At 46.8% G+C, this 23588-nt stretch carries 18 protein-coding genes and 1 pseudogene; 12 read left to right on the forward strand and 7 right to left on the reverse strand.

The features are described from left to right. The first annotated feature begins 109 nt into the window (after positions 1 to 109). Both BBD42_RS05935 and BBD42_RS05940 read left to right on the forward strand, forming a co-directional pair. On the forward strand, positions 110 to 349 hold the full coding sequence (locus tag BBD42_RS05935; RefSeq protein WP_099517417.1) for a hypothetical protein: 240 nt from the start codon (positions 110 to 112) through the stop codon (positions 347 to 349). An 82-nt stretch (positions 350 to 431) separates the two neighbouring features. After that, a complete protein-coding gene (locus BBD42_RS05940; RefSeq protein WP_099517418.1) occupies positions 432 to 1859 on the forward strand; it encodes an MDR family MFS transporter in 1428 nt (475 codons plus the stop codon). A gap of 179 nt (positions 1860 to 2038) precedes the next feature. On the opposite strand, the gene trpB is transcribed toward BBD42_RS05940, so the two are convergent. The 7 genes and pseudogenes from trpB to BBD42_RS05980 form a co-directional block, all read right to left on the reverse strand. Further along, positions 2039 to 3199, reverse strand: coding sequence for a tryptophan synthase subunit beta (gene trpB, locus BBD42_RS05945; RefSeq protein ID WP_099517419.1), 1161 nt, complete (start codon positions 3197 to 3199; stop codon positions 2039 to 2041). 381 nt (positions 3200 to 3580) lie between these two features. Further along, positions 3581 to 4351 (reverse strand): class I SAM-dependent methyltransferase, encoded by a 771-nt coding sequence (locus BBD42_RS05950; protein ID WP_099517420.1) that lies wholly within the window; start codon positions 4349 to 4351, stop codon positions 3581 to 3583. Positions 4352 to 5307: 956 nt separating this feature from the next. Continuing rightward, complete coding sequence (locus tag BBD42_RS05960; protein WP_099517422.1) at positions 5308 to 6024, reverse strand: ABC transporter permease; 717 nt, start codon at positions 6022 to 6024, stop codon at positions 5308 to 5310. Continuing rightward, positions 6021 to 6866 (reverse strand): ABC transporter ATP-binding protein, encoded by an 846-nt coding sequence (locus BBD42_RS05965; protein WP_099521486.1) that lies wholly within the window; start codon positions 6864 to 6866, stop codon positions 6021 to 6023. Before BBD42_RS05965 ends, BBD42_RS05960 begins: the two co-directional genes overlap by 4 nt. Before the next feature lie 142 nt (positions 6867 to 7008). Continuing rightward, positions 7009 to 8049 carry a LytTR family transcriptional regulator DNA-binding domain-containing protein gene (locus BBD42_RS05970; RefSeq protein ID WP_150131517.1) on the reverse strand — a complete coding sequence of 347 codons (1041 nt, stop codon included), beginning with the start codon at positions 8047 to 8049 and terminating at the stop codon, positions 7009 to 7011. A gap of 294 nt (positions 8050 to 8343) precedes the next feature. Then, a pseudogene (locus BBD42_RS05975) lies at positions 8344 to 8595 on the reverse strand (aldo/keto reductase); the annotation flags it as partial. 175 nt (positions 8596 to 8770) lie between these two features. Then, a complete protein-coding gene (locus BBD42_RS05980) occupies positions 8771 to 10768 on the reverse strand; it encodes a methyl-accepting chemotaxis protein (protein ID WP_099521487.1) in 1998 nt (665 codons plus the stop codon). A 513-nt stretch (positions 10769 to 11281) separates the two neighbouring features. On the opposite strand from BBD42_RS05980, the gene BBD42_RS05985 reads away from it, so the two are divergent. The 10 genes from BBD42_RS05985 to BBD42_RS06035 all read left to right on the forward strand — a co-directional run bounded on the left by BBD42_RS05985 (position 11282) and on the right by BBD42_RS06035 (position 22477). Beyond that, on the forward strand, positions 11282 to 12004 hold the full coding sequence (locus tag BBD42_RS05985) for a YheC/YheD family protein (protein WP_172455412.1): 723 nt from the start codon (positions 11282 to 11284) through the stop codon (positions 12002 to 12004). Positions 12005 to 12931: 927 nt separating this feature from the next. Continuing rightward, a complete protein-coding gene (locus BBD42_RS05995) occupies positions 12932 to 13945 on the forward strand; it encodes an ABC transporter substrate-binding protein (RefSeq protein WP_237163392.1) in 1014 nt (337 codons plus the stop codon). A 332-nt stretch (positions 13946 to 14277) separates the two neighbouring features. Beyond that, the gene (locus tag BBD42_RS06000) at positions 14278 to 15213 is read left to right on the forward strand and encodes a LytTR family transcriptional regulator DNA-binding domain-containing protein (RefSeq protein WP_099517426.1); all 936 of its coding nucleotides are present in this window, start codon (positions 14278 to 14280) and stop codon (positions 15211 to 15213) included. A gap of 138 nt (positions 15214 to 15351) precedes the next feature. After that, a complete protein-coding gene (locus tag BBD42_RS06005) occupies positions 15352 to 16197 on the forward strand; it encodes an ABC transporter ATP-binding protein (protein ID WP_099517427.1) in 846 nt (281 codons plus the stop codon). After that, positions 16194 to 16910 carry an ABC transporter permease gene (locus tag BBD42_RS06010; protein WP_099517428.1) on the forward strand — a complete coding sequence of 239 codons (717 nt, stop codon included), beginning with the start codon at positions 16194 to 16196 and terminating at the stop codon, positions 16908 to 16910. The genes BBD42_RS06005 and BBD42_RS06010 overlap by 4 nt, the downstream gene beginning before the upstream one ends. A gap of 98 nt (positions 16911 to 17008) precedes the next feature. Beyond that, positions 17009 to 19291 carry a preprotein translocase subunit SecA gene (locus BBD42_RS06015; RefSeq protein ID WP_099517429.1) on the forward strand — a complete coding sequence of 761 codons (2283 nt, stop codon included), beginning with the start codon at positions 17009 to 17011 and terminating at the stop codon, positions 19289 to 19291. Between the two features lie 233 nt (positions 19292 to 19524). Beyond that, positions 19525 to 20115, forward strand: coding sequence for a TetR/AcrR family transcriptional regulator (locus BBD42_RS06020; RefSeq protein ID WP_099517430.1), 591 nt, complete (start codon positions 19525 to 19527; stop codon positions 20113 to 20115). A gap of 124 nt (positions 20116 to 20239) precedes the next feature. Continuing rightward, positions 20240 to 20884: a DJ-1/PfpI family protein gene (locus tag BBD42_RS06025; RefSeq protein ID WP_099517431.1), complete on the forward strand. Its 645-nt coding sequence runs from the start codon at positions 20240 to 20242 to the stop codon at positions 20882 to 20884. A gap of 129 nt (positions 20885 to 21013) precedes the next feature. After that, entirely contained in the window at positions 21014 to 21658 is a 645-nt protein-coding gene (locus BBD42_RS06030) for an NAD(P)-dependent oxidoreductase (RefSeq protein ID WP_099517432.1), read from the forward strand. Then, entirely contained in the window at positions 21659 to 22477 is an 819-nt protein-coding gene (locus tag BBD42_RS06035; protein WP_099517433.1) for an SDR family NAD(P)-dependent oxidoreductase, read from the forward strand. Positions 22478 to 23588 lie beyond the last annotated feature (1111 nt).

Here is a 23588-nt window from a genome sequence, read left to right on the forward strand (position 1 = left end):
GTGATATGGCTTTTTCCATTTTATTTGGTTTCACGTAAAATTTTCTTCAGACGATGGGAATAAGGGAAATGTGGACTTGCACAAAAAATGGATGGTAAGGAGGAATGGCATGAACCGAGTAGACAAAATCAGATTTACACTCCTATACAATGAAACGCCTGAAGCAAGCTGTTACGGGTATATGGAGCTGAATCGGGATGGCCATATGATTGCGCTCTACAACAAGTATGGCGAGGAAATAGACATGCATGGCGGACATGAATTTGTAAGAATACGGGTGCTGGGAAAATTCGATGATGAAGACCGCGATAACTTCTATTCCTTGTTAGAAAGTGACGGCGTAGGATAATCTGCGCGTCAAGCTGGCGAACCAGTTTCAAGGCAAGGCACTACGAGTAGGAAGAACACAATGAATATACAGGAGGTAGAAGATGAATACACAGGTTCAAGAGGCAAGCGGAATAAAGAGAGGGCCGATGTTAGCCGCGCTGCTCATCGGCGCATTCGTTGCGTTTCTGAACGAAAATTTACTTGCCAATGCGCTTCCCTTATTAATGGTGGAATTCGAAGCAGCCGCCTCCACCATACAGTGGTTATCGACAGGCTATATGCTCGTTATTGGCGTACTGGTGCCAGTGACCGCATTGCTGCAGCAATGGTTTACCACTCGCCAGATGTTTATGTCTGCGATGGCGTTATTTTTGGCCGGCACCTGCTTATGTGCAATATCCCCGGGATTCGGACTGCTGCTGATAGGTAGAGTTATTCAGGCTGGCGGTACAGGATTGCTGGTTCCACTAATGATGAATACGATTCTCGCCCTCTATCCTCCAGAACGCCGAGGTTCCGCCATGGGCCTCATGGGACTCGTTATTATGGTCGCCCCTATTATCGGTCCGGCTTTGTCGGGTCTGATTATTGATACCTTCCACTGGCGATGGCTGTTCTATATGGTCATTCCTGTCGCCCTGTTTTCAATGATCTATGCAAGCTTTTACTTAAAAAATGTGACAGAGCTGACCAAGCCGAGGGTCGATTTTTGGTCCATTGTAATGTCAACTGTCGGTTTCGGCTGCGTCACCTACGGCTTCAGCCAAACCAGTGCCTGGACTGCGCCTGAGGTTTACGGGCTGCTAGCCATAGGAACCCTCTTCTTGCTCTTGCTTGTATGGCGGCAGCTCTCGATTAAAGACCCGTTGCTCGATCTCTCCGTATTCCGGCATCCCGCTTTTTCGCTGGTTGCGGTATTGATTATCGTCCTAATGATGGTTCTATTCGCCACAACGACGCTGCTGCCGATCTATTTGCAAAATGTGATGCAGTTGACAGCCTTCGCAACAGGGCTGCTTCTGATGCCAGGCTGCATTTTGAACGGCATAATGATGCCTGTATCGGGGAAATTATTCGATAAATTCGGACCGCGATTTGTCATCTTGCCAGGATTATTATTAATAACCATATCGTTGTGGCTGTTTGCTGGCATCGACAATGATACAACGCGGGGCTCCGTTCTGTTCAATCATGTCCTCTTATTTTTAGGCATATCGTTTGTCGTCATGCCAGCCCAGACGGCAGGCTTGAATCAGCTGCCGCGGCATCTGATCCCCCACGGCACAACTATCTACAATACGCTCCAACAAATTTCAGGGGGAATTGGCATCGCTTTGTTCGTCGGCATTATGTCGTCTGGAGCCAATCGTTATCTGCGCCATTCGCTGGAACCCGCTGCTATGCAGGAAAAGTCACAAAGCATAGTTTCCGGTATGCAAACGGTTTTTTGGATCGAATTTATTCTCGTCGCGCTTATTTTGGTCATGAGCTGGTTTATTAAAAAGCTGCCGGAGCAGAAATCAGCTTAAAATAAATGTTCTATTTTTCAAGCAGCCGTAACTGGAAACTGTACACCTTGTCTCACAAGCAACAACAGTCAAGGATGTTTCCTCAATGACGTAAGAAAATAGAAGGGCATCCCATAGGACGCCCTTCTATTTTGCACATCTGTTTCTGCTGAATGGCAATAAATGATATATCCATCGTTTTATTTGAGCATTTGATACACTTGTTCGACGTCCTTATCTCCGCGCCCAGACAGATTGACGATAATAATTTGATTCTGATCCATTGTCAGGGCAAGCTTCTTCGCGTAAGCAAGCGCGTGCGAGCTCTCTAGCGCAGGAATGATTCCCTCCGTGCGGGACAGCTCTTGGAAAGCTTCCAGCACTTCCTCATTGGTGACCGTTGCATATTCAGCCCGGCCTGTCACCTTCAGATGGCTATGCTCCGGTCCAATGCCCGGATAGTCAAGCCCCGCAGCGATTGAATAAGTTTTCTTGGGCTGGCCTTCCTCGTCCAGCAGCACTAAGCATTTAAAACCATGAATGATGCTTGGGACACCTTGGGTTAAAGATGGCGCTTGATCGGGTTCAACGCCGATTAGACGCACCGACGGCTCGTCGATGTAGTGGGCGAATGCGCCAATCGCATTGCTGCCGCCGCCTGTGCAGGCCACTACCGCATCCGGCAAATGGCCTTCCTTCTCCGTAATTTGCCGCTTTGACTCTTCGCTAATAATTGCCTGAAAGTGCTTGACCATCGTCGGAAACGGATGCGGACCAACTGCGGAGCCTAGCAAATAAAACGTATTTTTATAATTGCGAACTAGATCGTCCAGCGCTTCATCTACCGCATCCTTCAATCGTCCTTGGCCTTTATGAACCGGAATAACAGTTGCCCCGAGAAGCTCCATTCGGAACACATTAAGCGCCTGCCGGCGCGTATCTTCAGCTCCCATATAGATGATACATTCCATATTAAACATGGCGCAGGCCGTTGCAGTAGCAACACCATGCTGTCCGGCACCAGTCTCAGCAATAATTCGCTTGGCGCCCATCCGCTTAGCGAGAAGAATCTGACCGATGGCGTTATTGATCTTATGCGCTCCGGTATGATTCAAATCCTCGCGCTTCAAGTAAATTTTCGCGCCTCCCCAAGCCTTGGTCAGACGCTCCGCATACGTCAGCGGATTCTCGCGGCCCACATATTCGCGCAGGTAATAGCGAAGCTCTTCCTTATATTCCGGGTCGTCTTTAAACTTATAAAATTGCTCACTCAAATAACGCAACACTTCCTGCAATTCCGGCGGGACAAAGCTGCCCCCAAACTCTCCAAAGTATCCCTCTTGCTGCATTTGTTGGTCCATAAAGTAAGCGCCTCCAATAGTTAAAATCGAAATGGAAATCTACACCTGATATATTACCATAAATAATAGTAAGCCTGAATGGCTTTTGATAGTCATTCATCATCCTTGAGGCATTTTGGATAAGACGATATGGCCTTATATTCATTACATGGACTTCGTGTGTTGAATTTAATGCTCCCGAGTACAATGCAAAGAAGTACAACGCCTTACGAGCGATGTACTTCTTTCACCATACTATATTTCCACCGGTTAGTTAAACTTGTAACGATAATTAATTCAAAGATTACCGTTTCTATTTCATCATACTACTATGAAACTACCGGACGCTGCGTCAAGCTCAAGACTTGTTCAGCAAAACAGATGCTTTTGGGCAAAATCATGCTACACCGGCTTAATCGCCATCACTCTCAATCGTTTATAGTCCGCGTACCATGAACCGTCATGAAACAACTCGTTGCGGGCTTTGACCGCTATTTTCGAACACACAGCAGTGCGCTCCGCTTCGGACAGCGCTGTGAAGAAATTATCCGCGAAGCCCCGCAGCCAATGATTTAAGCCCTGCTCATTGTCATTGATCTTTGTTGGCCGATTAAAGTGAACCGCATAGGTGACGCGGAAGCCCTGCTGCGCGAGCAATGTGCTGTATTCGGCGATACTTGGGAAATACCAAGGATTCAGCTTGCCAGCATCAATGCCGAAGTCCTCATGCAGCACTTCGCCAATAGCCTGAACAATCGTTTCCACATTTCCTTTTCCGCCAAACTCGGCAACAAACCTGCCGCCAGGATTTAAGCTTTTCCATACATTAGCCAGTACCGAACTCGGGTTCTTCATCCAATGCAGCGCTGCGTTGGAAAATACGGCATCGAACGTAGAGTCTACCGTAAAATGTTCGCCATTCCCCACAAAAAAATGGAGTTGGGGATATTTGCGCTGCGCCTGCCCAATCATTGACTCCGACAAATCCATTCCCGTTACATGTGCGCCAGCTTGACTTATTTCATACGCCAAATCTCCGGTTCCGCAGCCCAAATCAAAGATTTGCTCATCCTTGATCGGATTCAAAAGCCGAACAACATCCTTGCCCAATTCAGATACAAATCCAAGCTTGCGGTCATAATGATCAGATTGCCAAACTTGATCGGAGCTCATGGAACCATCTCCCAACTTTTATGTTAGGGATAGTATCGCATAGCACTATTTATAAGTTAAATATATAGATTCTATATACATTATAGTTTTAAACTATAATATTTCATCGTGAACTCTTATAATATAGTCATGCTTCTTGGTTAATTAACCTCATAAAATTTCATCACAGCGGGCAGCTTAGCCGAAGCTTGTCACCCTATTACATTAGACCTTTTTGTATCGCAGTGAAAAAGAGAGGCCTGCACTGTTGCATTTCATTCGTGAAGATGCGGCATTACTATGCTCATTTAACTAAGACCAAGTTATACCCAATACTGTATAACCCCGCATTAAGCCTATGAAAAATGCAAATATCAGAGACGTAACAAGTATTATTAAAAAAGTTACGCTCTCAGGTATATTTTTAATCCTATTAATGAAAAACACAACAGCGAAAAAGGCAATCATCACTACGCCATATTTCAACTCTGTCGAAGAGAATAAAAGGATAAAGGCTAAAACGCCAATATATATCGTATAAAATGCTTTCTTATATGCTTTAGATTTCATGATTCACCTGCCAATATTTCAAATCCTACTGAGTTGAATATAACCTGCTGCTTGGACTGTGCAAAGAAAGACAGGAACCGTATCAAAGAGGAATGCTTCATGGCCCTTTTTTTGTAAACCTTTTGCCCGCTTTTCTAGGCTTTATTATGCTTACCCATTCTTTAGGCAGAGCCGTAATCGCAGCAACGTTTGAAAGATAATCATCATGAGGAGCAGCGGAGGTGATTCCTCACGCTGCTCCGGTCATTTTCAGAATCCGGCTCTGCCTCAGCTTTAAGCCTCGCTTACTCCAAAAGCCCCCAAATGCCATCAGGCAGCCACAGCTTCCTCACAATCAGGCATGCGATAAGCACGGCAGCGCCTAAAATAATATTTTTGGTTACTTTATTCATAGCCGTTCCTCCTTTTTATTTATCGAACCGTTTTTTTCCGTACACCAGCAAGCACAGCGCCCCTGACAGAACCGTCCACATCATCAGGCTAAGAAGATTTCCGCCCATTTCCGAAAGTCCCCCATTCTGATGAAGCTCTGATATGGCCACCACAAATTGCTGCGAGGGAAGCACATTAATGATATTCATTAGGGCAGGCATATCCAAAGTCGGAACAAATATCGGTCCAAAAATAAACAGCAGCAGCAGTGGAAGGCCTACAATCGAAGATTCTGATGCCGTTCGTGCGATGAGGCCTATAATCGTACCCAATGCCATAAAAATAAGCAGCAGCAATACCGCCAATACTGTCAAAAAGAACAGATTCACATCGGGCACACCGGAAATCGCCAAGCAGGCGGCGATGACAATTAGAGCAAACAGCGTCGTTGTCGCGCTTTTCCCCGCAAGCACCTCCAGCTTTGTAGCAGGCGACAGCATGAGGGAGCGCAAGGTATTCTTCTCCTTCTCTTCGGCAATCATATTCGCCTGAACAAAGGCTCCTGTTATGGAGATGGCAACTAGTATAGGAATGGAAAGAAACGTCAGGTCGCTCGGATCATTTTCTTTTTGTTTAAATAAAAGGGCTAGCAGTATGGGCATTCCTGCATTTAATAAAATTTGCGGATTGCGAATCGCATCCTTCCATTCTTTTTTGACCATGGCTCTGAAGCGGCGTAAGGAAAACGTCATTCCAGTCCCCTCCCCGTCAATTTCACAAAAATATCTCCCAGCGTAGGCTCATTGGAATGAATGGCTAACAATTCTTCTCTTCTTATTAAGTCCCGTATAAAGCCCGCTCCAACCTCATCATGCTGGACAATCTGCTTCCCGAGCGGCGTAGTCACGGTAATGGAACGGTCACCGTAACGAAGGCGCAGAGCCTGCGGCGTGTCGAGAGCCGAGATTTCGCCATTATTCAGAAAGGCTACGCGATCGCAAAGCGTTTCCGCTTCCTGCATATTGTGCGTTGTCAAAAAAATCGTCGTTCCCCGGCGGTTCATTTCACGCAGCGTTTTCTGAATACGCTCGCTATTTACGGGGTCCAAGGCGGATGTGGGCTCATCAAGAAAAAGTATGTCCGGCTCATGCAAAATCGTTCTTGCCAGCGTCACCCGCTGCTTCATCCCTTTCGAGAGCCGTCCGACCAGCGTATGCTTGTCGCCGATTAAATTAACCGCATCAAGAACGGTTTCAATTCTTCGTTCCGGCACCCCATACAAGCAGCAAAACAAAGCCAAATTGTCATACACGCTAAGACGCTCATAAGTGCCGCTATTATCCGTAAGCACACCTATTCTGCCCAGAAACTCGGAAGGTCGGCTTCGTGCAGGATCGCTCCCCAGCACCTTCACTCGCCCGGAATTATAGAGCAGCTGCGAGGTAAGAATTTTCACCGTTGTCGTTTTGCCTGAGCCGCTGGGACCGAGGAAGCCGAATATTTCCCCCTGCCGGACCTGAAAGCTAATCTTGTTCAGCGCTTGTTTCTTTTTGTACCGTTTTTCGAGGTCATGAACCTCAATAATCGATTCCATCGTGATTACACCTTCCCTTGACATGAGTAGCCGAAAGCTCCATCCCAGCTTAGCGGTGAACAGAGCTGTAAACAGCAAATTTCCCATGAAAAGATCCATTTGCGCGCTGAAAGCAGCCATTTTGGCGGTGAACGGAGCAGAATTACAGCCCTACAATCGTCTTCAGCTCTTCAAACTTCCCCTTGGATAATGGAATTCTGGATTTTTTATCGTCGTTTAGGACGAGACTGTAGCTGTTGCGGCTCCATACGATCAATTCGGCAATTTGGTCCAAATTGACAATATAGGAACGGTGGCAGCGATAAAACCGGAACGCCTTGAGCTTCGCCTCCAATTCCGCAAGCGTCCATGAACAAGCAAAGCTGCCGGCCTGCGTATACAAATGCGTAACGCCCTCGATGCTTTCGATAAAATGGACTTCGCCGGGATCTAGGAACACGTATTTGTCTTCGGTTTTTACCATGAACTTTGACAGTCTTGGGACATGGTGCTGCTCGCCGCTTGCAGCCTCAAGCTCATCGCCGCCGGGAACGGGCTCAGACTCAATGAATTCCGAGGCTTCCTGAATCGTAATCGGGGCAAGCGAGCTTCCCGTCAGCCCGTAAATACGATTTGATATCGAGAGCGCTTGCTCCAAAGTCGAGCACGTCACTAAAATCGCCTTATTTTGACGAAGCAGCTCCGCTATCATCCTTCTTACAATCATGCAGCTCTCCAAATCGAGATTTTGCTCAGGGTCTTCCCAAATCAAAAGCTCCGGATCATGAAGAATGCTTCTTGCAAAACCGAGCAGCCGCCTCTCGGAATAGCTCAGTTTAGAAATCCGTTCGCTGGCCTTTCCCGCCAATCCGATATTGCTTAACAGCTCTTCTATCCCCGTTCGTATTCCATGCAGCTCCGCCCAAAATAACAAATACTCCCTAACCTTCAAGCGCTCATAAAGTCCTTCGTCCAAACAGCTGAATCCAACCTGTCCAGTTGCTTCGTCGCTGCCTAAGGAAAGCAGCTTCCCGCGATAGGAGATTTTGCAGCCGGAGGATACGTCCTCTCCTCTAACCGACCGAATGAACGTACGACCAATATCGTGATGGCATTGTATAACTACGCATTGACCCGATTCCAGTTCAATGACATCTGAGCCAACTCCATTGCTTAAGGCTGTATTCGCAGCTAATTTATCCATATATAAAATGCCTCCTGCCGAGCTGATTTTATAGGTCAACCATTTGCTTCCTTATCTGCCATTGTACCACCGACGCACGCATCGGAGCAGCAAGCAAAAGTTCAGCAGCAGCTTCGGCTAGGGAGGAGCTTCGACAACGATTAGCGTTAGCGCTGAGCGGACGAGCAGCTGAAATAAAACAGGGCCGGCAGCCACTCGTTAGAGTTGGACTTCCGGCCCTGTTTGTGTGCGTACAGAGTGAGGGGAGGCGGCAAAAGCCACCTGTGCGCGTGGAAATCCTCGCTTGGCGGCGACCTTCGCGACATGCTGAGCTTTGGCAAATTGCCATGCCAGCATGGAGGGTGCTCCGATGTATCTGGTACAAATTGATATAGTCCGTACCGAACCCTCTTAGACTGTTATCTACTTCGATCATGATAACTTTCCTGGAAAGCTCTATCGCATTCGAACCCTTGCGCATCGGGACAAAAACCTTTGTAACAAGGACAGTCACGTCACGTCACGTCGAGCAAAGTCTTTAAACGCGCGTCCGGCGATTTCTTCACTTATATCGCATCATTTAACACGAATGGAACAACGGGGTCTCGTTCAGAGAAAACCATTAAACGCAGATCGCGGGGTTCAAGTGATCATTTCTTCTGCCGGAAAATGAACTTTAAATGAAGCCCTTCCCATCGTCTCACAGTCAATACGCAAATACTTCATGAATCATTTAACGGATTCAAATTTTAAAGCGAACAACCAATGTTTGCAGATTTTGGGCCAAATGAGCCAGCTCTTCCGCCGACGAAGCGATTTCTTCAATGGAAGCGACCTGCTCCTCTGTTGAAGCTGAAATACTTTCTGTTCCTGCAGCGTTCCGCTCGGACACCTCACTAACGAACTGAATGGCCTGAACAACCTCGACGGTGCTGGCGGACATTTGTTCCGAAGCGGCAGCAATTCCTTCTACCTGGGAAGTCAGGTCATCAATAGCCGCGTTGATGTTCAAGAAAGCTTCATCTGCTGTTTGAACGGAGCGAATGCCGTCGTCCATCTTGGCTACACCACTGTTCACACTGACGATAACCTCGTCAATTTCCTGCCGAATCGCCTGCACCAGCTCCGCAATGTGCTTCGCAGAATTTCCGGACTGCTCGGCAAGCTTGCCAACCTCGCTTGCGACGATCGCGAAGCCGCGTCCGTGCTCGCCGGCACGTGCCGCTTCAATCGCAGCGTTCAATGCAAGCAGATTCGTTTGCGATGCGAGCCCCGTAATTGTGGATACAAAGTGGCCAATAGCGACGGAATGATCGCCTAGGCGCTGTGCCGTTCCGGCGAAATTTTGAACATAATTGCTTACGTCTTTCATATCGGTTACAGCGCTCTGAATTTTAGCAGTACCCGTACGTACTAGCCCGGTCGCTTGCTGGGCAGCCGACGATACTTGCTGGGTGCTCGCTGTTATCAAATGAACGCCAGCGGACAGCTCCTTAATTTGCTGAGCTGTATGCTGCAGGCTTACAGCCTGCTTTTCAATTCCGTTTGCCGACTCTTCCGTAATCAGAGCGACTTGCTCGGACGCCTTGGACGTTTCGCTGGCGTTTGTTGACAGCTGCTCAGACGACTCCGCAAGCTGCATCGCTGTACTGTTTACATCTCCTATGACGGCATGCAGCGCCTGGGTCATCCGGTTAAAGCTGCTGCTAAGCTGGCCGAGCTCATCATTGCTGATGTTGGTAAGCTCCAGCGTCAGGTTGCCGTGGCTGATTTCCTCGGAAGCCGCCACCAGCTGCTTCAGCGGCCGTGTAATGGAGCGAATCATATACGTGATGATCAGTGCGCTGATTGCAAAAGCAATCGAGACGACAAGCAGCGTCTTATACCATATCGGCTGGGCAGCCGCGCTCACTTCGCTATCGTCGATAACCCCCACCAGCACCCAGCCTGTTTTTTCATTTGTCGTAATAAATGCATGCTGCTTGCTTCCATCCGTAGACGCATAGGCGAGACTTCCTTGCTTTTGCTCGAAAATATCAGGATACGGCGAAGCTGTCGCTTCACTGCCTGCTTCTTCATTGGGATGCACAATAAATTTATTAGATTTATCCAGCACATATACATAGCCCTTTGTCCCGATCTTGGTAGAATTCACTAAATCGCTCAACGCCTTGAGCGAGAGGCTGACCGAAACAACACCATGCCCGTCCTTGGTAGTCTGGGCGACCGACACAACCACATTGCCCGTATTGCTGGAAATGTACGGCGAGATAATCGTAGGTTTTTCTTTATTTTCCGAAGCGCTTATGTACCAGGGCCGCTTGCGCGGATCATAATCTGCCGGATTTACCGCACTTTTCGGAGCGTTGACGTATACGCCTTGATCGGTGCCCACCGAAGCTAGTTCCACGTCGTCGTGTTTTTGTTTGTAGGCGTCCAGTACCGCCCGTACGAATGGGTCCTCATTTCCCTGAACAGGACCAATATTGCCGGCTGGCAGCTGATCAGCCAAAAAATCCACATTTTTTTCGGTAGCGCCAATCATCTGATTAATCGTTTCATTAAGCACTGCCAGCTTGCCCGATGCGCTTGCGAACATTTCCTCCTGCACCTTGGCGCGGGCAGTATTATAGGAAATGGCCCCTATACTCAGGCTGGGAAGCAATAAAATCATAACGAAAGCCCAAACCAGCTTGCTGCGTAAAGTAAGGGATTTTTGCCAAAGCCGCTTTTTGCTCATATTAACATTTCCCGCTTTCTCCAAGGTAATGTGGATACCTTCATAGTAGGGGACTTTTGTATCAGTTACAACAAAATTTGACATGTTTACGTTAAATTAATTTAACGAGCAAATGATAAGCTGACGGTCAAACCGTTGTGTTATTAACAAGTGACTCGAACCTGCGGCTTCATAAATAACAATGCATTTCATTTAAAATATCAATATGTTTATAATTGCTTTTATTCTATTTGCCATAGCAGGCAAGCTTACCGATTCGATCGCTTGCAAGCTAGAAATTCGCTTGCTGCGCTGGAGAGACAGCTTTAATGGATAGATTAACACTGCATTCTTAGTTATGGGCAATGCCCTTACTGCAAGCAAACGCCGATCTCGCTGGTCAGCCAGGCTGTCGATAAAGCATCGGCAGCCTTTTTTGCATGTGTCGCCATAAATATGGACGAATCGTCACTTATGTTGCTTACTCATTTGACTTAGAATTACCGTAGAAGAATGAGAAAGGCTGTGATTTTAATGGTGATCAAAAGAGACAAATGGCTGCAATATCGCATCCTTCGTAATGGGTCCTCTCTCGCCAAACGGCTGCCAGAAACACAGTTGCTTAAGAAGAGCACTTTATCGAAGATGCTGCTTCACTATCAAAGCGTCGTACTGAAACCTCGCGACGGGAGCTACGGAAAGAATATCGTGTTTATTAAACGAAACGGTGCGAACGCCTATCGTATGCATAACGAAAAAAATGCGGTCACCATGAGAGACACCGATAAACTGCTCCAAGAGCTCCGCAAAAACAAAAGAGGTCTTGCCTATATCGTCCAAAGACGTCTGCAGCTTGCTCAAATTCAACACAAGCCTTTCGACATGCGGATAATGGCTCAGCGAAAAAGAGGCTCTTCCTCCACTTGGTGCGTGACAGGCTCATACGCGAAGGTTGCGGCGAAAGGATACTTAGTCACGAATGTGACTAGCTCTACTATTCCAGTGCTTGAGGCGCTAAAGCTGGCCCGAATCGGAGATCGGAGCTTGCTTGTCGAAGCGGAACGAATCGCTCTAATGGCTGCCAAACGACTGGGAGAGCGTTACCCCAAGCTAAGGCAAATCGGGTTCGACATAGGCATCGACACCAAGCGTCGGATTTGGATTATCGAAGGCAATTATCTACCGGACCTGCGCCCTTTCCGGCTCTTGAAGGATTCCTCGATGTATCGCAGAATATTGTGGTATAAGAAACATTAATGCCAAAAAGACGACCAGCCTTATAGCTTTGGCTTGTTGTCTTTCATATTTGGCACCTATTCTTGAGCATGCCTTGTTTTGGTTTTTACCTGCGTTTACTGGAGCTTACAACCCGTGTCACTTGGAACCTATTTACCCCTACCTGTATAATGGCAAACCTGCTGAAAGAAGTTCCGGAGGAAGTATACGGCTCCGCTTGAATATCGCCACTCGGCGTTCTAACCGTTGCTGTAATTCTAGTGACCAAACAAACACCGCGGCCAGAGGCTCTCCAAGTCTCGTCACGCTGAACAGCATAATTGTCGTCGCTACAAAAGATAGATGCATATTCAACTTTCCCAAACGCATTAAACGAAGTTGAATTAGTTATCTGAACGGGGTCATAACCATTCGGTCCTCTATTTCCCATTCTTAAAACCTCCCTTATGATTGGTATTGTTTATTAGATGTAATAGAATCGCTTTTGGTAAGGTATAAGAGTGGACGAGAAAAAAAAGCGCGTTTGTCCGGTAGTCGTTAGGATATGTAGGATATGGCGGAATAGGATGCTCTCCCTCCTCCCCGAGTTCGTCTTCAGACGAAAAGACTTTCCTAGAACTCGACTGTATTGAATCAGCATGGAGCGAAGCCAACAAGCAACGGATTATGTTGACTAAACCGCCCAGTTGCCCTCGAATGTTACGTTGTCAATTTATAATGCACAAGAAATTTTATACACTTTTGAAATCATTTATACACCTGCCCTATCCCGCTCCGGTATCTAACTCGTGAAAGCAAGTTTTATCTACCTGCTTGGTAGGAATATTTCGGACTGAAAAGCGCAAAGCCTGTGGTTGATAGCTGCCAAAAAATAAGTTGCCAACGTTTAACCTCCATGCTATAGTGATAACGATTATCAATATCATAAAATACAGGGGTGGAAGGATTTTGTTGAAGTCAAAAAAGTTTTTGTTTACTCTAGTTGTATTATTTATGTTCGCGCTCTTGCTCGCAGCATGCGAAGGAAATGCTGGTAACGGCGCCAACGACGCAGGCAGCGCTACAGCCTCCGAGCCAGCAGCGACTGTTGCTCCCGCGGAAACGGCTGATGCGGCAGCAGGCGATGGCGAGACCGTTACGTTCAAAGCTGCCAACGGTGATATTGAAGTCCCGCGCGATCCGCAACGCATCGTAGACGGAACTGCGTTTTATACAGGCTACTTCCTCGCTCTCGGCGTTACGCCGGTTGGCGTTCAGCAAGAGGTTCTAGCCAGCCCTTATTTGAAAGATAAGCTTGCTGGCGCGCAAAGCCTGGGCGAAACGCCAACACCTGAGAACGTGCTGGCGCTGCATCCCGACCTGATCGTCGTGTTCAGCGGTACGGAAGGCATAGAGGAGCTGCAAAAAATCGCTCCAGTCGTTGCCATCGACTACGGCACCAAGGCCTACAAGGAACAGCTGCTCGAATTCGGCCAATTGACGAACAAGGAAGCTGAAGCCCAGGCTTGGATCGAGCAATGGGAAGCCCAAATCAACGAGCTGAAGCCTAAAGTGCAGGAGGCCGTCGGCGACAAAACCGTATCCATTCTTAACCCATACGAGAAAGGCCTGTACGTCTTTGGCCATAACTATGGACGCGGCGGCGAAATCATCTACCGCGAACTCGGCCTGAATGCGCCAGAGGAAGCCCAGAAGGAAGTCATTGACAGCGGTACGGGCTGGGCATCCATTTCGCTGGAAACGCTCCCGCAATTCGCCGGCGATATCATCTTCACTTCGCCATGGTCCGGTGACACGGCAGATCCGAAGCTTGTGTACGAAAATGCGGTGTGGCTAGGCCTTCCCGCCGTCAAAGCGGGCAACGTATTCCAGCTTGATTCCAAGGCGGACACGTTTAACGATCCCATCACCATGCAATCCCAGCTGCAATATATCGCAGATAGCTTGATCTCATCGAAGTAAACGAAAAGGGCGTTCCAGAAGTCAACAATGACTTCGGAACGCCCCTTTTTATTATGCTCGCACAGACCTCGGCGCCCTTAAGCATAAAGCTAACAAATGCTCCGCCTCATAACCTATGTGCTGCTTGCACCATACTATGTTTTCTTCCAAACCTTCTCCTTGTCCCCCTAGCCACCGGACTCCCCTAACCGAGCTCTCATCGTTCCAGCGAAATATCCTCGCTCATCGTACCTTTCCTGCCTATGCCAAATATGAATAGAAACTGACAAAAAAGGATCGCAACCTTATAATTGTTTCATATATCCTATAGCGGCACTGACCAGGAGGACGGCATGCAATTTCAACCCATGTATGATGGCGGGGAATTACTTCTACCGAAGATCGAATTAAGTATGACATTGAACCAATCGATTGGCATTATAACAGACTTGAAGCGAAAGCAGCTTTTAATGAGTCAATTAGAGAAGTATTCCCAATATTACATATTCCGAGCTGGGCAAGGCGAGTATATGCGTTTAACAGTGGAAGAGCTAATCACTTTTCTAATCAAGGTAACGGAAAGGAATGAACCTGTCGCTACGTTAATGGACTATTTTTCTTTAAAAGAAGAACGGAAGGTGAAAATCAAGAATTTAAGCTCGTCGAGAAGAATGTATGTGACATTGCTGCGTGTCTTTTTTGCGCATCAGCCTACGCTTGTACTGGAGGAGCCCTATTTTTACTTGGAAGAACAGGACCGTCGTCAGTTTAAACGGATTTTAGATGATCTTTCGCAAGAAAAGCAGCTTTTAATTTTAACGTCGAATTTAGAGGATGCTATTATTTCCTGTGATACAATCTATCGATTGAACGAACTTGGACTCCATCAATTGGATATACGGGACTCAGAAGAGGATAAGCAGGACGTACAGGAACAAGATCGGACCAATATAACCCTACAGAAAATTTATACGAAAAGAAATGACAAAGTGATTTTATTTAATCCGCCTGAAATTGATTTTATAGAAAGTGTAGATGGTTCCATTCTAGTTCATGTAGATGGCGAAAATTATAGCTGTGCTTTGACGCTAAATGAGCTCGAGCAGAGATTGTTAAATTTCGGATTTTTCAGGTGCCACCGCTCCTACATCGTTAATTTGCAAAAAGTAAGAGAGATTATTACATGGACGAAGAACAGCTACAGCTTGCGTTTAAATATAAGCAAAGATGCCGTAGTTCCGTTATCCCGATCAAAATTGCATGAATTAAAAACGCTTCTGAACATCTAATTTCCGGGGGAATGCGAGAACAATCGAGCATCGGGTGGTACCATTCAGGGGAAAACAGCTACATTTCGGCGGATTTTGATGGCTGGAGGCCTGCAATCCTTATATAGTTAGGCCATCAACTCTAAGGAAGTGGTGTCAGTGGCTGTTATCCAAGTCGAGCGTATTCAGAAGAGATTTGGGAATAAGGATGCATTAGCAGATGTATCCTTTTCCGTTGCGAAGGGAGAAATTTTTGGGTTTCTGGGTCCGAGCGGTTCAGGTAAGACGACATTAATAAAGCTTTTAACGGCGCAGCTAAATCCGACAAGCGGACAAGCAAGCGTATTTAACGAGCCAGCGGAGAAAATGCAGCAGTCTGCACAGAAGATGCGTTTTGGCATTTTGACAGATAACAGTGGTCTATATGAGAGATTAACGATAGAAGAAAATCTGGAGCTGTATCGTAAGTTATATGATCTTCCTAAATCTTCGATTGATAAGGTGCTGCAGTTTGTAAACTTAAGCGGAGAGCGCAAAAAGAAAGTCAATCACTTATCGAAAGGGATGCGCCAGCGTGTCCTGTTGGCATGCGCGATTATCCACGAGCCGGAATTATTATTTTTGGATGAGCCTACTTCGGCTTTAGATCCGGTGAACACAGCACATATTTATAAAGGCTTACGTTATTTAAATGAGAATGGAACGACGATTTTTTTAACGACCCATGATATGGCTGAGGCGGAGCTGCTATGCAGCAATGTAGCGATTGTGTATAAAGGACAAATCCAAACGATCGGCTCGCCAAAGGAGCTTAAAAAACAACATCGTGAAAATGTCGTTTGTGTTGAATTACTAAATGGGGAAGCCTATGAGCTGCCAATCGATGGGGGAACGGCCGATCAAATCGCCGATTGGATGAAACAAGACTTAATTGATCGATTAGAAACGAAAGAGCCAAGTCTAGGTGATATATTCATTAAAATGACAGGAAGTGAGTTGTTATGAATATCTCATTAAAACGCGCGCAAGCGATATTTGTGAAGGATTATAAAGAGTTTTCGCGCAATTATGCGCTCTCCATTATGTTGATTTTTCCAATTCTCCTTGCACTTCTTCTTCGGGCTGCCAACGCCAGCTCGTCTTTGCCTGGGTCTTTCGCTACAGTTCTTAATCTTTCGTTTGTGCTTCTAACATGTTTCGCACAAGCATGCTTGATTGCGGAAGAAAAGGAGCGCAACACTTTACGATCATTAATGATGACTCCGGCCACGACCATCGATGTTTTAATCGGTAAAAGTACTTTAGTCTTTGTCATGTCTGCTGTTGTTCTGGTTATTGCTACGTATCTATTTGGCTATGAGCCAGCTAGTATATGGGCGTTTGTGGCAGCAATCCTTCTTTCGATTATTCTATACACAGCAGTCGGGACGATATGCGGTCTATTCTCCAAGACGTTGCTTGATGCGTCATTATCTATCATTCCTGTGACGATCATATTCTCTGCGGCACCATGGGGAGCGTTTCTAGTGGAGGATTATCCGATCTTCAAAGTGCTGGATTATATGCCAAGCAGTCAGCTTGTGCATTTGCTAGGCATACCCCATACAGGCTTTACGACGGGAGAGTTATTAATACCCCTCCTTATTATTTTGGCATGGACGGTTGTATTAACGATTGTATCGGTTGTTTTGTATCAACGACGGTTAAAGGATGAGTAGGGAAAAATGACAAAATAACGGCCACACGTTCTTATGGATTCGTCGATGCCGTTAGATACTATAATCGTGGATTTCTACCGAGGAGGGATCAAATTTCAATGAATTTAGCCGTCAAGTTGATGCGAGAATTCAAAGACCGCGATACCCGGCATAAGCTGAAAGGCTATCGGGACAAATCGGAGCTCATTAGGAAACGGAATTTGGGAGCTTGGGACGATCAGCGGCTGCAAGCGGAGTCTCTCCGGCTGAAAAAGGAAGCTACATCGGGTACGTCTTTGGACGGGCTGCTTGTCGATGCCTATGCGCTAGTCTGCGAGGCGGCGAAGAGAACGCTCGGATTACAGCCCTACGATGTCCAAATCATGGCTGCCATCGCTCTGCACGAGGGCTTCCTGGTCGAGCAGCAAACTGGCGAAGGAAAAACGCTCTCTGCTGTTATGCCTGCTTATCTGCATGCGCTAACTGGTGAAGGCGTTCATGTACTGACCTTTAACGATTATTTGGCAAATCGGGATGCGGATTGGATGAGCCCAATCTATCATTTCCTCGGGTTAACGGTAAGTGCTGTGCAAGCGGGCATGAGCTTGCCCGAGAAACGGGAAGCATACGCCGCCGATATCACCTATGTTACGGCCAAAGAGGCGGGATTCGATTATTTGCGCGACACAATTGCTTTAGACGAAGCCGATACCGTGCATCGTCCCTTCCACTACGTCATCGTCGACGAAGCGGATTCACTGCTGCTTGATGAGGCGCGGGTGCCGCTAGTTATCGCCGGCGAGCCTGGCATTTCCGACGACGACGGCATTCTTTTTGCAGAAATAGCCCGGCAGCTCAAGCAAGATGAGCATTGCGAGTTCGACGAGTTCCAGCGAAATGTTTACTTAAACGAAGCAGGCTCTGCGAAAGCGGAATCGCTGCTGGGATGCGGCAATTTGTACGAAGAGTATAATAGCCATTTGTTAACGTCGTTAAATAATGCGCTGCATGCGGAATGGTTGCTGAAAAAAGACGTCGATTACATCATCCGGGACGGCAAAATCGAGCTGATCGATGAATATACTGGCCGAGTTGCGGAGAACAGGCATTTGCCGGACGGGCTGCAAGCCGCGCTTTCGGCCAAGGAAGGGCTGCAGGCGAAAGCCGGCGGGATCATTCTCGGTACGATCACCCTTCAACACTTCCTTAGCCTGTATCCAAAGATTTGCGGAATGACGGCTACTGCACAAGCTTCCGCCATAGAATTCGAGAGCATTTATAGGCTTCAGGTCTTGCCGATCCCGCCGAACCGGCCAAATATACGGATCGATCATCCACACCGGATTTATACCCATAAAGAAGCCAAATTTAAGGCGCTTGTGCAAGAAATCCTTTCCGTACATCGGGCGGGGCGTCCGATTCTCATTGGTACCTCAAGCGTCGAGGAGTCTGACATGCTGGCCGAGTCGCTAGCGGCAGCCCATGTATCTTGCCATGTTCTAAATGCAAAAAACGATGCAGAAGAAGCTCAGATCATTGCCAAAGCGGGTGAAATCGGCGCCGTGACGGTGTCGACGAATATGGCGGGACGCGGCGTCGATATTCGGCTCGGCGGCGGCGACCCCATGCAAGGGGAAGCTGTCGCCAGGCTGGGCGGCTTGTACGTAATCGGTACCCATATGCACCAAAGCGTGCGGATTGACAATCAATTGCGCGGACGCTCTGGCCGCCAAGGCGATCCGGGAGCCTCTGTATTTTTCGTAAGCTTGGAAGACGAGTTGATGCTTAAGTTCGGCATCGATAAGGCGATACACGGCCTTAGGCAGGACGAGGCTCTCGAAGAGTCGGTGCTTCGCAGCAAAATTGATCATATTCAGCGTGTTATTATGGGCCAAAACTTCCATATCCGTCAGGAGCTGAACAGTTATTCGGATATGGTGGAGGAACAGAGGCGCATGCTATACGAGGAGCGGCTCGGCATTTTGAAAGGCGACACTCCGATGAGCCCTTCGGAGCAGCGGGTACGGCTTTATTTTATCGACAGGTTCTGGGCTGACCATCTGGCATTTGCTTCTTACATTCGCGAAAGCATCCATCTGACGAGCCTTGTTAGCCGCAATCCGATCGACGAATTTCATGCGCAAATTATCGAAGCCTACGAGCAAATTCCGGCTAAGATTAATCGTGAGTCGGCTAAAATGCTTGTGAAGCTTGGCGGCTCGAATGATCCGGCAATGTGGGAAAAATTCGGACTGAAGAACCCTACTTCGACTTGGACTTATCTCATCACTGACCAATACAAGCAATACTTGCAGACTCCTGGCTCGTGGAACCCGGGTACAGTAATCGCTTACTGGGGTCGCAAGATGCTGAGGCCTGTATTCGGATGGTCAAAATTTTAATGCAGCGCAGCTTTTTGAAGGTGCTTATGCTGTCGTTCAATAATAAAACGATTATCGCCGCCATAGCTTTGGCGGCTTTTTTGCAGCTATTTTGAGAGGAGGAATACATATGCCCACGGCAACAACTCCGAGGATACGCTAGCGCTCATGTATATAAAAGCACCTTTTATTCGTTTCGGGTTATTTGTTATACTTTTATTAAAGAAAGATATTCGGAGATGAGGTTTTTATAGATGGCCAATCAGGATGACGTGTATAACCATATCATAGATAAGTCTTTAACCCTTTTTAATACCAAAGGCATTCACCAGACATCCATTCAAGATATTATGAGCGAAACGGGGTTGCCTAAAGGCAGCATTTATCGTAGATTTCAAGATAAAAATAAAATCGTATTGGCTGCTTACGAAAAAGCAGGACGAATCATTTGGTCCCATATTATCGACTCAATCGAAAGTAAGGATAGCACGACAGAAAAAATAATCGCCATTGCAGAGATCTATTTAGATGCGGTACATAACCCGCCCATTGAAGGGGGCTGTCCGCTATTAAATACAGCTGTCGAAAGCGATAGCAGCTTTCCCGAATTAAAAGCCATGACGTCTGAAGCCTTTCAAAATATGATTGAATTCGTGGCGTCGCTTCTTAAGGAAGGCATTGAAGCTGGCGAATTTACTTCTGAGCTTAATCCACACACCACGGCGTCCTACCTCCTGTCCTCTATGGAAGGCGCTATTATGGCCAGCCGTCTTTCGCTAAGCAATGAGCACATTCAAAATAATATCGCGTTCACAAAAAAACTATTAGTTTGTTACACTAGGTGAATTGTTGAAAAATGGTCAAAATTAACAATCATATTTAAAGAAACTATCAGATACAATTAAATTGCGGTCTACGGACCGGACGGTCCGGTCCGTAGACTTAAACTATTATGGATGAGGTGGTTCTATGCATATTCAAATCGTGTTATTTGATGGTTTCGATTTATTGGATGTTATGGCCCCATATGAATTATTTGCAACGGCGAGCCGACTGACGAAAGAAAATGTGATCGTTTCTATTGTCAGTGTGGACGGGAGCGAAATGGTTTCAAGTGGAACTAATCAGTATCCCTTAAAGGCCGAAGGAAAGCTGGACCTATCAAAAAAAGGGATTATCCTTGTGCCAGGCGCAGCTGGATCGTTAAACGAAGGCGACCCCGATTTCATACCGATGAAGCTGAAAAATGCTTCCGAAACAGAACTGGGCAATCTTATAAGGAAAGCGGTAGCTGATCCGGAAATGATTGTAACCTCCGTATGCGGAGGATCTGTGCTCTTGGCGATGACAGGTGCAATAGATGGAAGGAATGCGGTCACGCATCATATGGGAATGGATCTCCTGGCTGTAACGGAAGTGAATCCGATTCATGCTAGAGTCGTAGACGATGGAGATCTCATTACCGGAGCCGGTGTAACATCAGGTCTGGATCTTGGCATTTACGTCGTCGAGAGAGAATTAGGACCACGTATTGCGCTTGAAGTAGAGCGGCTATTTCAATACGAGAAACGAGGAACCGTTTGGAAAAATGAGGGCAATAAGCCGATACTTTAACAAGCATAAATGACTGCCTCTTAGCTCGTGGGTGAAAAAGTATTTTCAATTTAATTTGGGGGATCGAAGAGGTGCCGCTCACGCCCTCTTCGATCCATAATTAAACTTCGTTGAAAGGAGAGCATCCAAATGAAACTGTTTGTGGTAGGAGCCAATGGTGCAATAGGGCGGCAGATCGTTCAACAAGCGCTTTCTGAAAAATGTGAGGTTACTGCCTTTGTAAGGCGTGCAGACGGATTAGATCTCAATCAACATGGTCTTCATGTAGTGCTTGGCAGTGTACTGGATGATCAGGTTAAACTGCAAAAAGCGATGGTTGGGCACGATGCGGTTATTTCAGCCTTGGGTAATGGTTTGATCATTAAAGGTACTTCAGGGAAAATTCTGAGTCCTGCCATGAAATCCGTCATACAAGCTATGCGAGCGAACGATCTAAAGCGCTTGTCTCTTTTGATGAGCTACGGAGCGGGCCAAACGTTAAGCCATGCCAATCTGTTTATAAAATTTTTAGGATACACGTTTTTTCGCAAAGACTTTGCTGATTTGAGCGCAGCAGAAAAATATGTAGTCGAAAGCCATTTGGATTGGACGATTGCTTACTTTGGTGCTTTAACGGATGATGCTGATAGGCATAATTATACCCCATCCACGTCTCTAAAAACGCCAAGGAAGCTGACGATCTCCCGTTCCAGTGTTGCAAATTTTGTTCTTAACTCTGTAATCAAACAACAGTTTGTAAAGCAGCGCGCAGTGCTTAGCGGGAGGAAGGAATAAATGCAATCTATAGAAGGAAAAACAATCGTTGTAACTGGAGCAAGCTCGGGGGTAGGCGCTGCAGCCGTAAAGAAGCTGTTTGAACGCGGGGCTTTGGTTATACCTGTGGGAAGGTCACATAGTCGAACAGCGGCAATCGCCAAGGAAATCGGGGTTAAGCCGTATACGGCGGACTTTATGAGTTTAGAGAACGTGCGGGAGCTAGCAAATAAGCTGATGCAGGAGCTTCCTCATATTGATATTTTGGTGAACAATGCAGGAGGAATTCCCGCGCAGACTGGGGCTACAGTTGATGGCAACGAGCCAATCTTCCAAGTCAACACGCTTTCCCCGCTTCTTCTAACGCTGATGCTTACACCGCATATTCAGAAAAACAAGGGGCGCGTTATCAATACCTCCTCCCGTTCTCACAAAGGGGCGTCAATTGACAAACAGGATTGGCAAAAAACAGCCGGCCTGCGGTCTCATGCGGTTTATGCCCGCAGCAAGCTGATTACTGGGATGTTATTCCGAGAATATTACAGGCGATATGGGATTGAATTTGCTGATTTCCACCCTGGCCTTATCCGTTCGGACTTTGGACGATATATGGGGGTTTATGCTTCCATTTTAAAGACGGTTTTCGCGCCCTTTCTATCGACTCCGGCGCAAGGAGCAGAGACATTAATTCATTTGGCGGAAACGAAGGATAGGCTCGATGGCCGTTATTATGTGCGTAAGCAAGAAGCCAAAGGCAATCTGTTACTGGAAGATCGATTATTGGCAGGGTGGTTATGGGAGGAGTGTTATAAAAAACTGCACCTTATCGGAGCTGAATAGTTAATAGAATGCCCCATTTGCGGCCTTGCCAGCCTATCCCGCGTCGCGTGTACTGCTCCAACTGCTCCAACCGTCCAAGCCTGCGTCTGATGCAGCCTCCTATCGCTTAAGTCCACAGAAAGCCGCCTCTTCTGCACTCAGGTTAGGCGGCTTTGACAGTCTACAATTATTTTGGCGCATAGCTCTTGAAAACCTTCGACAAAACGTTTCTCGCCTGTAGCAGCACTTCCTCCATCGTCAAAAGGTCGAATCTTGCCACCGTGTCCGAACGGGTGATCTAGAATAACCGATATGCAACTCTCTCACATTTGCCTCTCTCATTACTTCCCTGCTTCATCGCCAGTCGCAACCGGGTTGCTAGAGTATGAAATCCATTCATCCAAGCTGTCCAGATTCGTAGTCATGCTTTTTGACATGATTTATCCGTACTTACAGCGTAAAGGCTTCTAAAAATAATATTAACTTCTTGTTTATGTAATATGCTTTCTAATGGCCTCTCCATCCTTAATAAACAAGGAGTTGACCCAAAGTCTTATATCATGACGATCCATATCTAAATTTATTCTTTATTGTTCCCCCGGAGCAACCGGATTCCCGCTATCCGAGCTCCAATCACTCTAGGTATGGGATTCATTTCTTCGCCGAATCTCTGCCAACTTTTTTGTGAGTGCATTCTCCATTTTCAGATATCTCTTGCGCGCTTCAAATTTCTTGTTCCGAAGCTTTAAGCGGTCCTGTTCATTGAGCTCCTCTAGCGGCTTCTTTTCGCCCTGGAGGTCCTGTACGGCCTCTGCGTCACTTGCTTAATATTTACGAACCCATGCATATACCTACTGTTAAGAGACACCGTATTTGTCGCTTGCTTTCTGGTAATCGTGATTGTGAGCGATGGTGTATTGTGTTATTTCCATCCGTTCTTTATAAGTCGTTTTCCGTCCCTTATTTTATGCGAAATCGGGCTTCTTTTGGACATTATAAAAACTCCCATAATGGTAGAAATAGAGGTGTTGTTTTTCTACTGTCTACTATGATGGGAGCATACCGCATCCATATTGAGATTAATGGCAAGACCGTTAGCCTCATAATATAATCCAACTTAATCGCCTGCTTG

Source organism: Paenibacillus sp. BIHB 4019, assembly GCF_002741035.1.
GTDB lineage: Bacteria > Bacillota > Bacilli > Paenibacillales > Paenibacillaceae > Pristimantibacillus.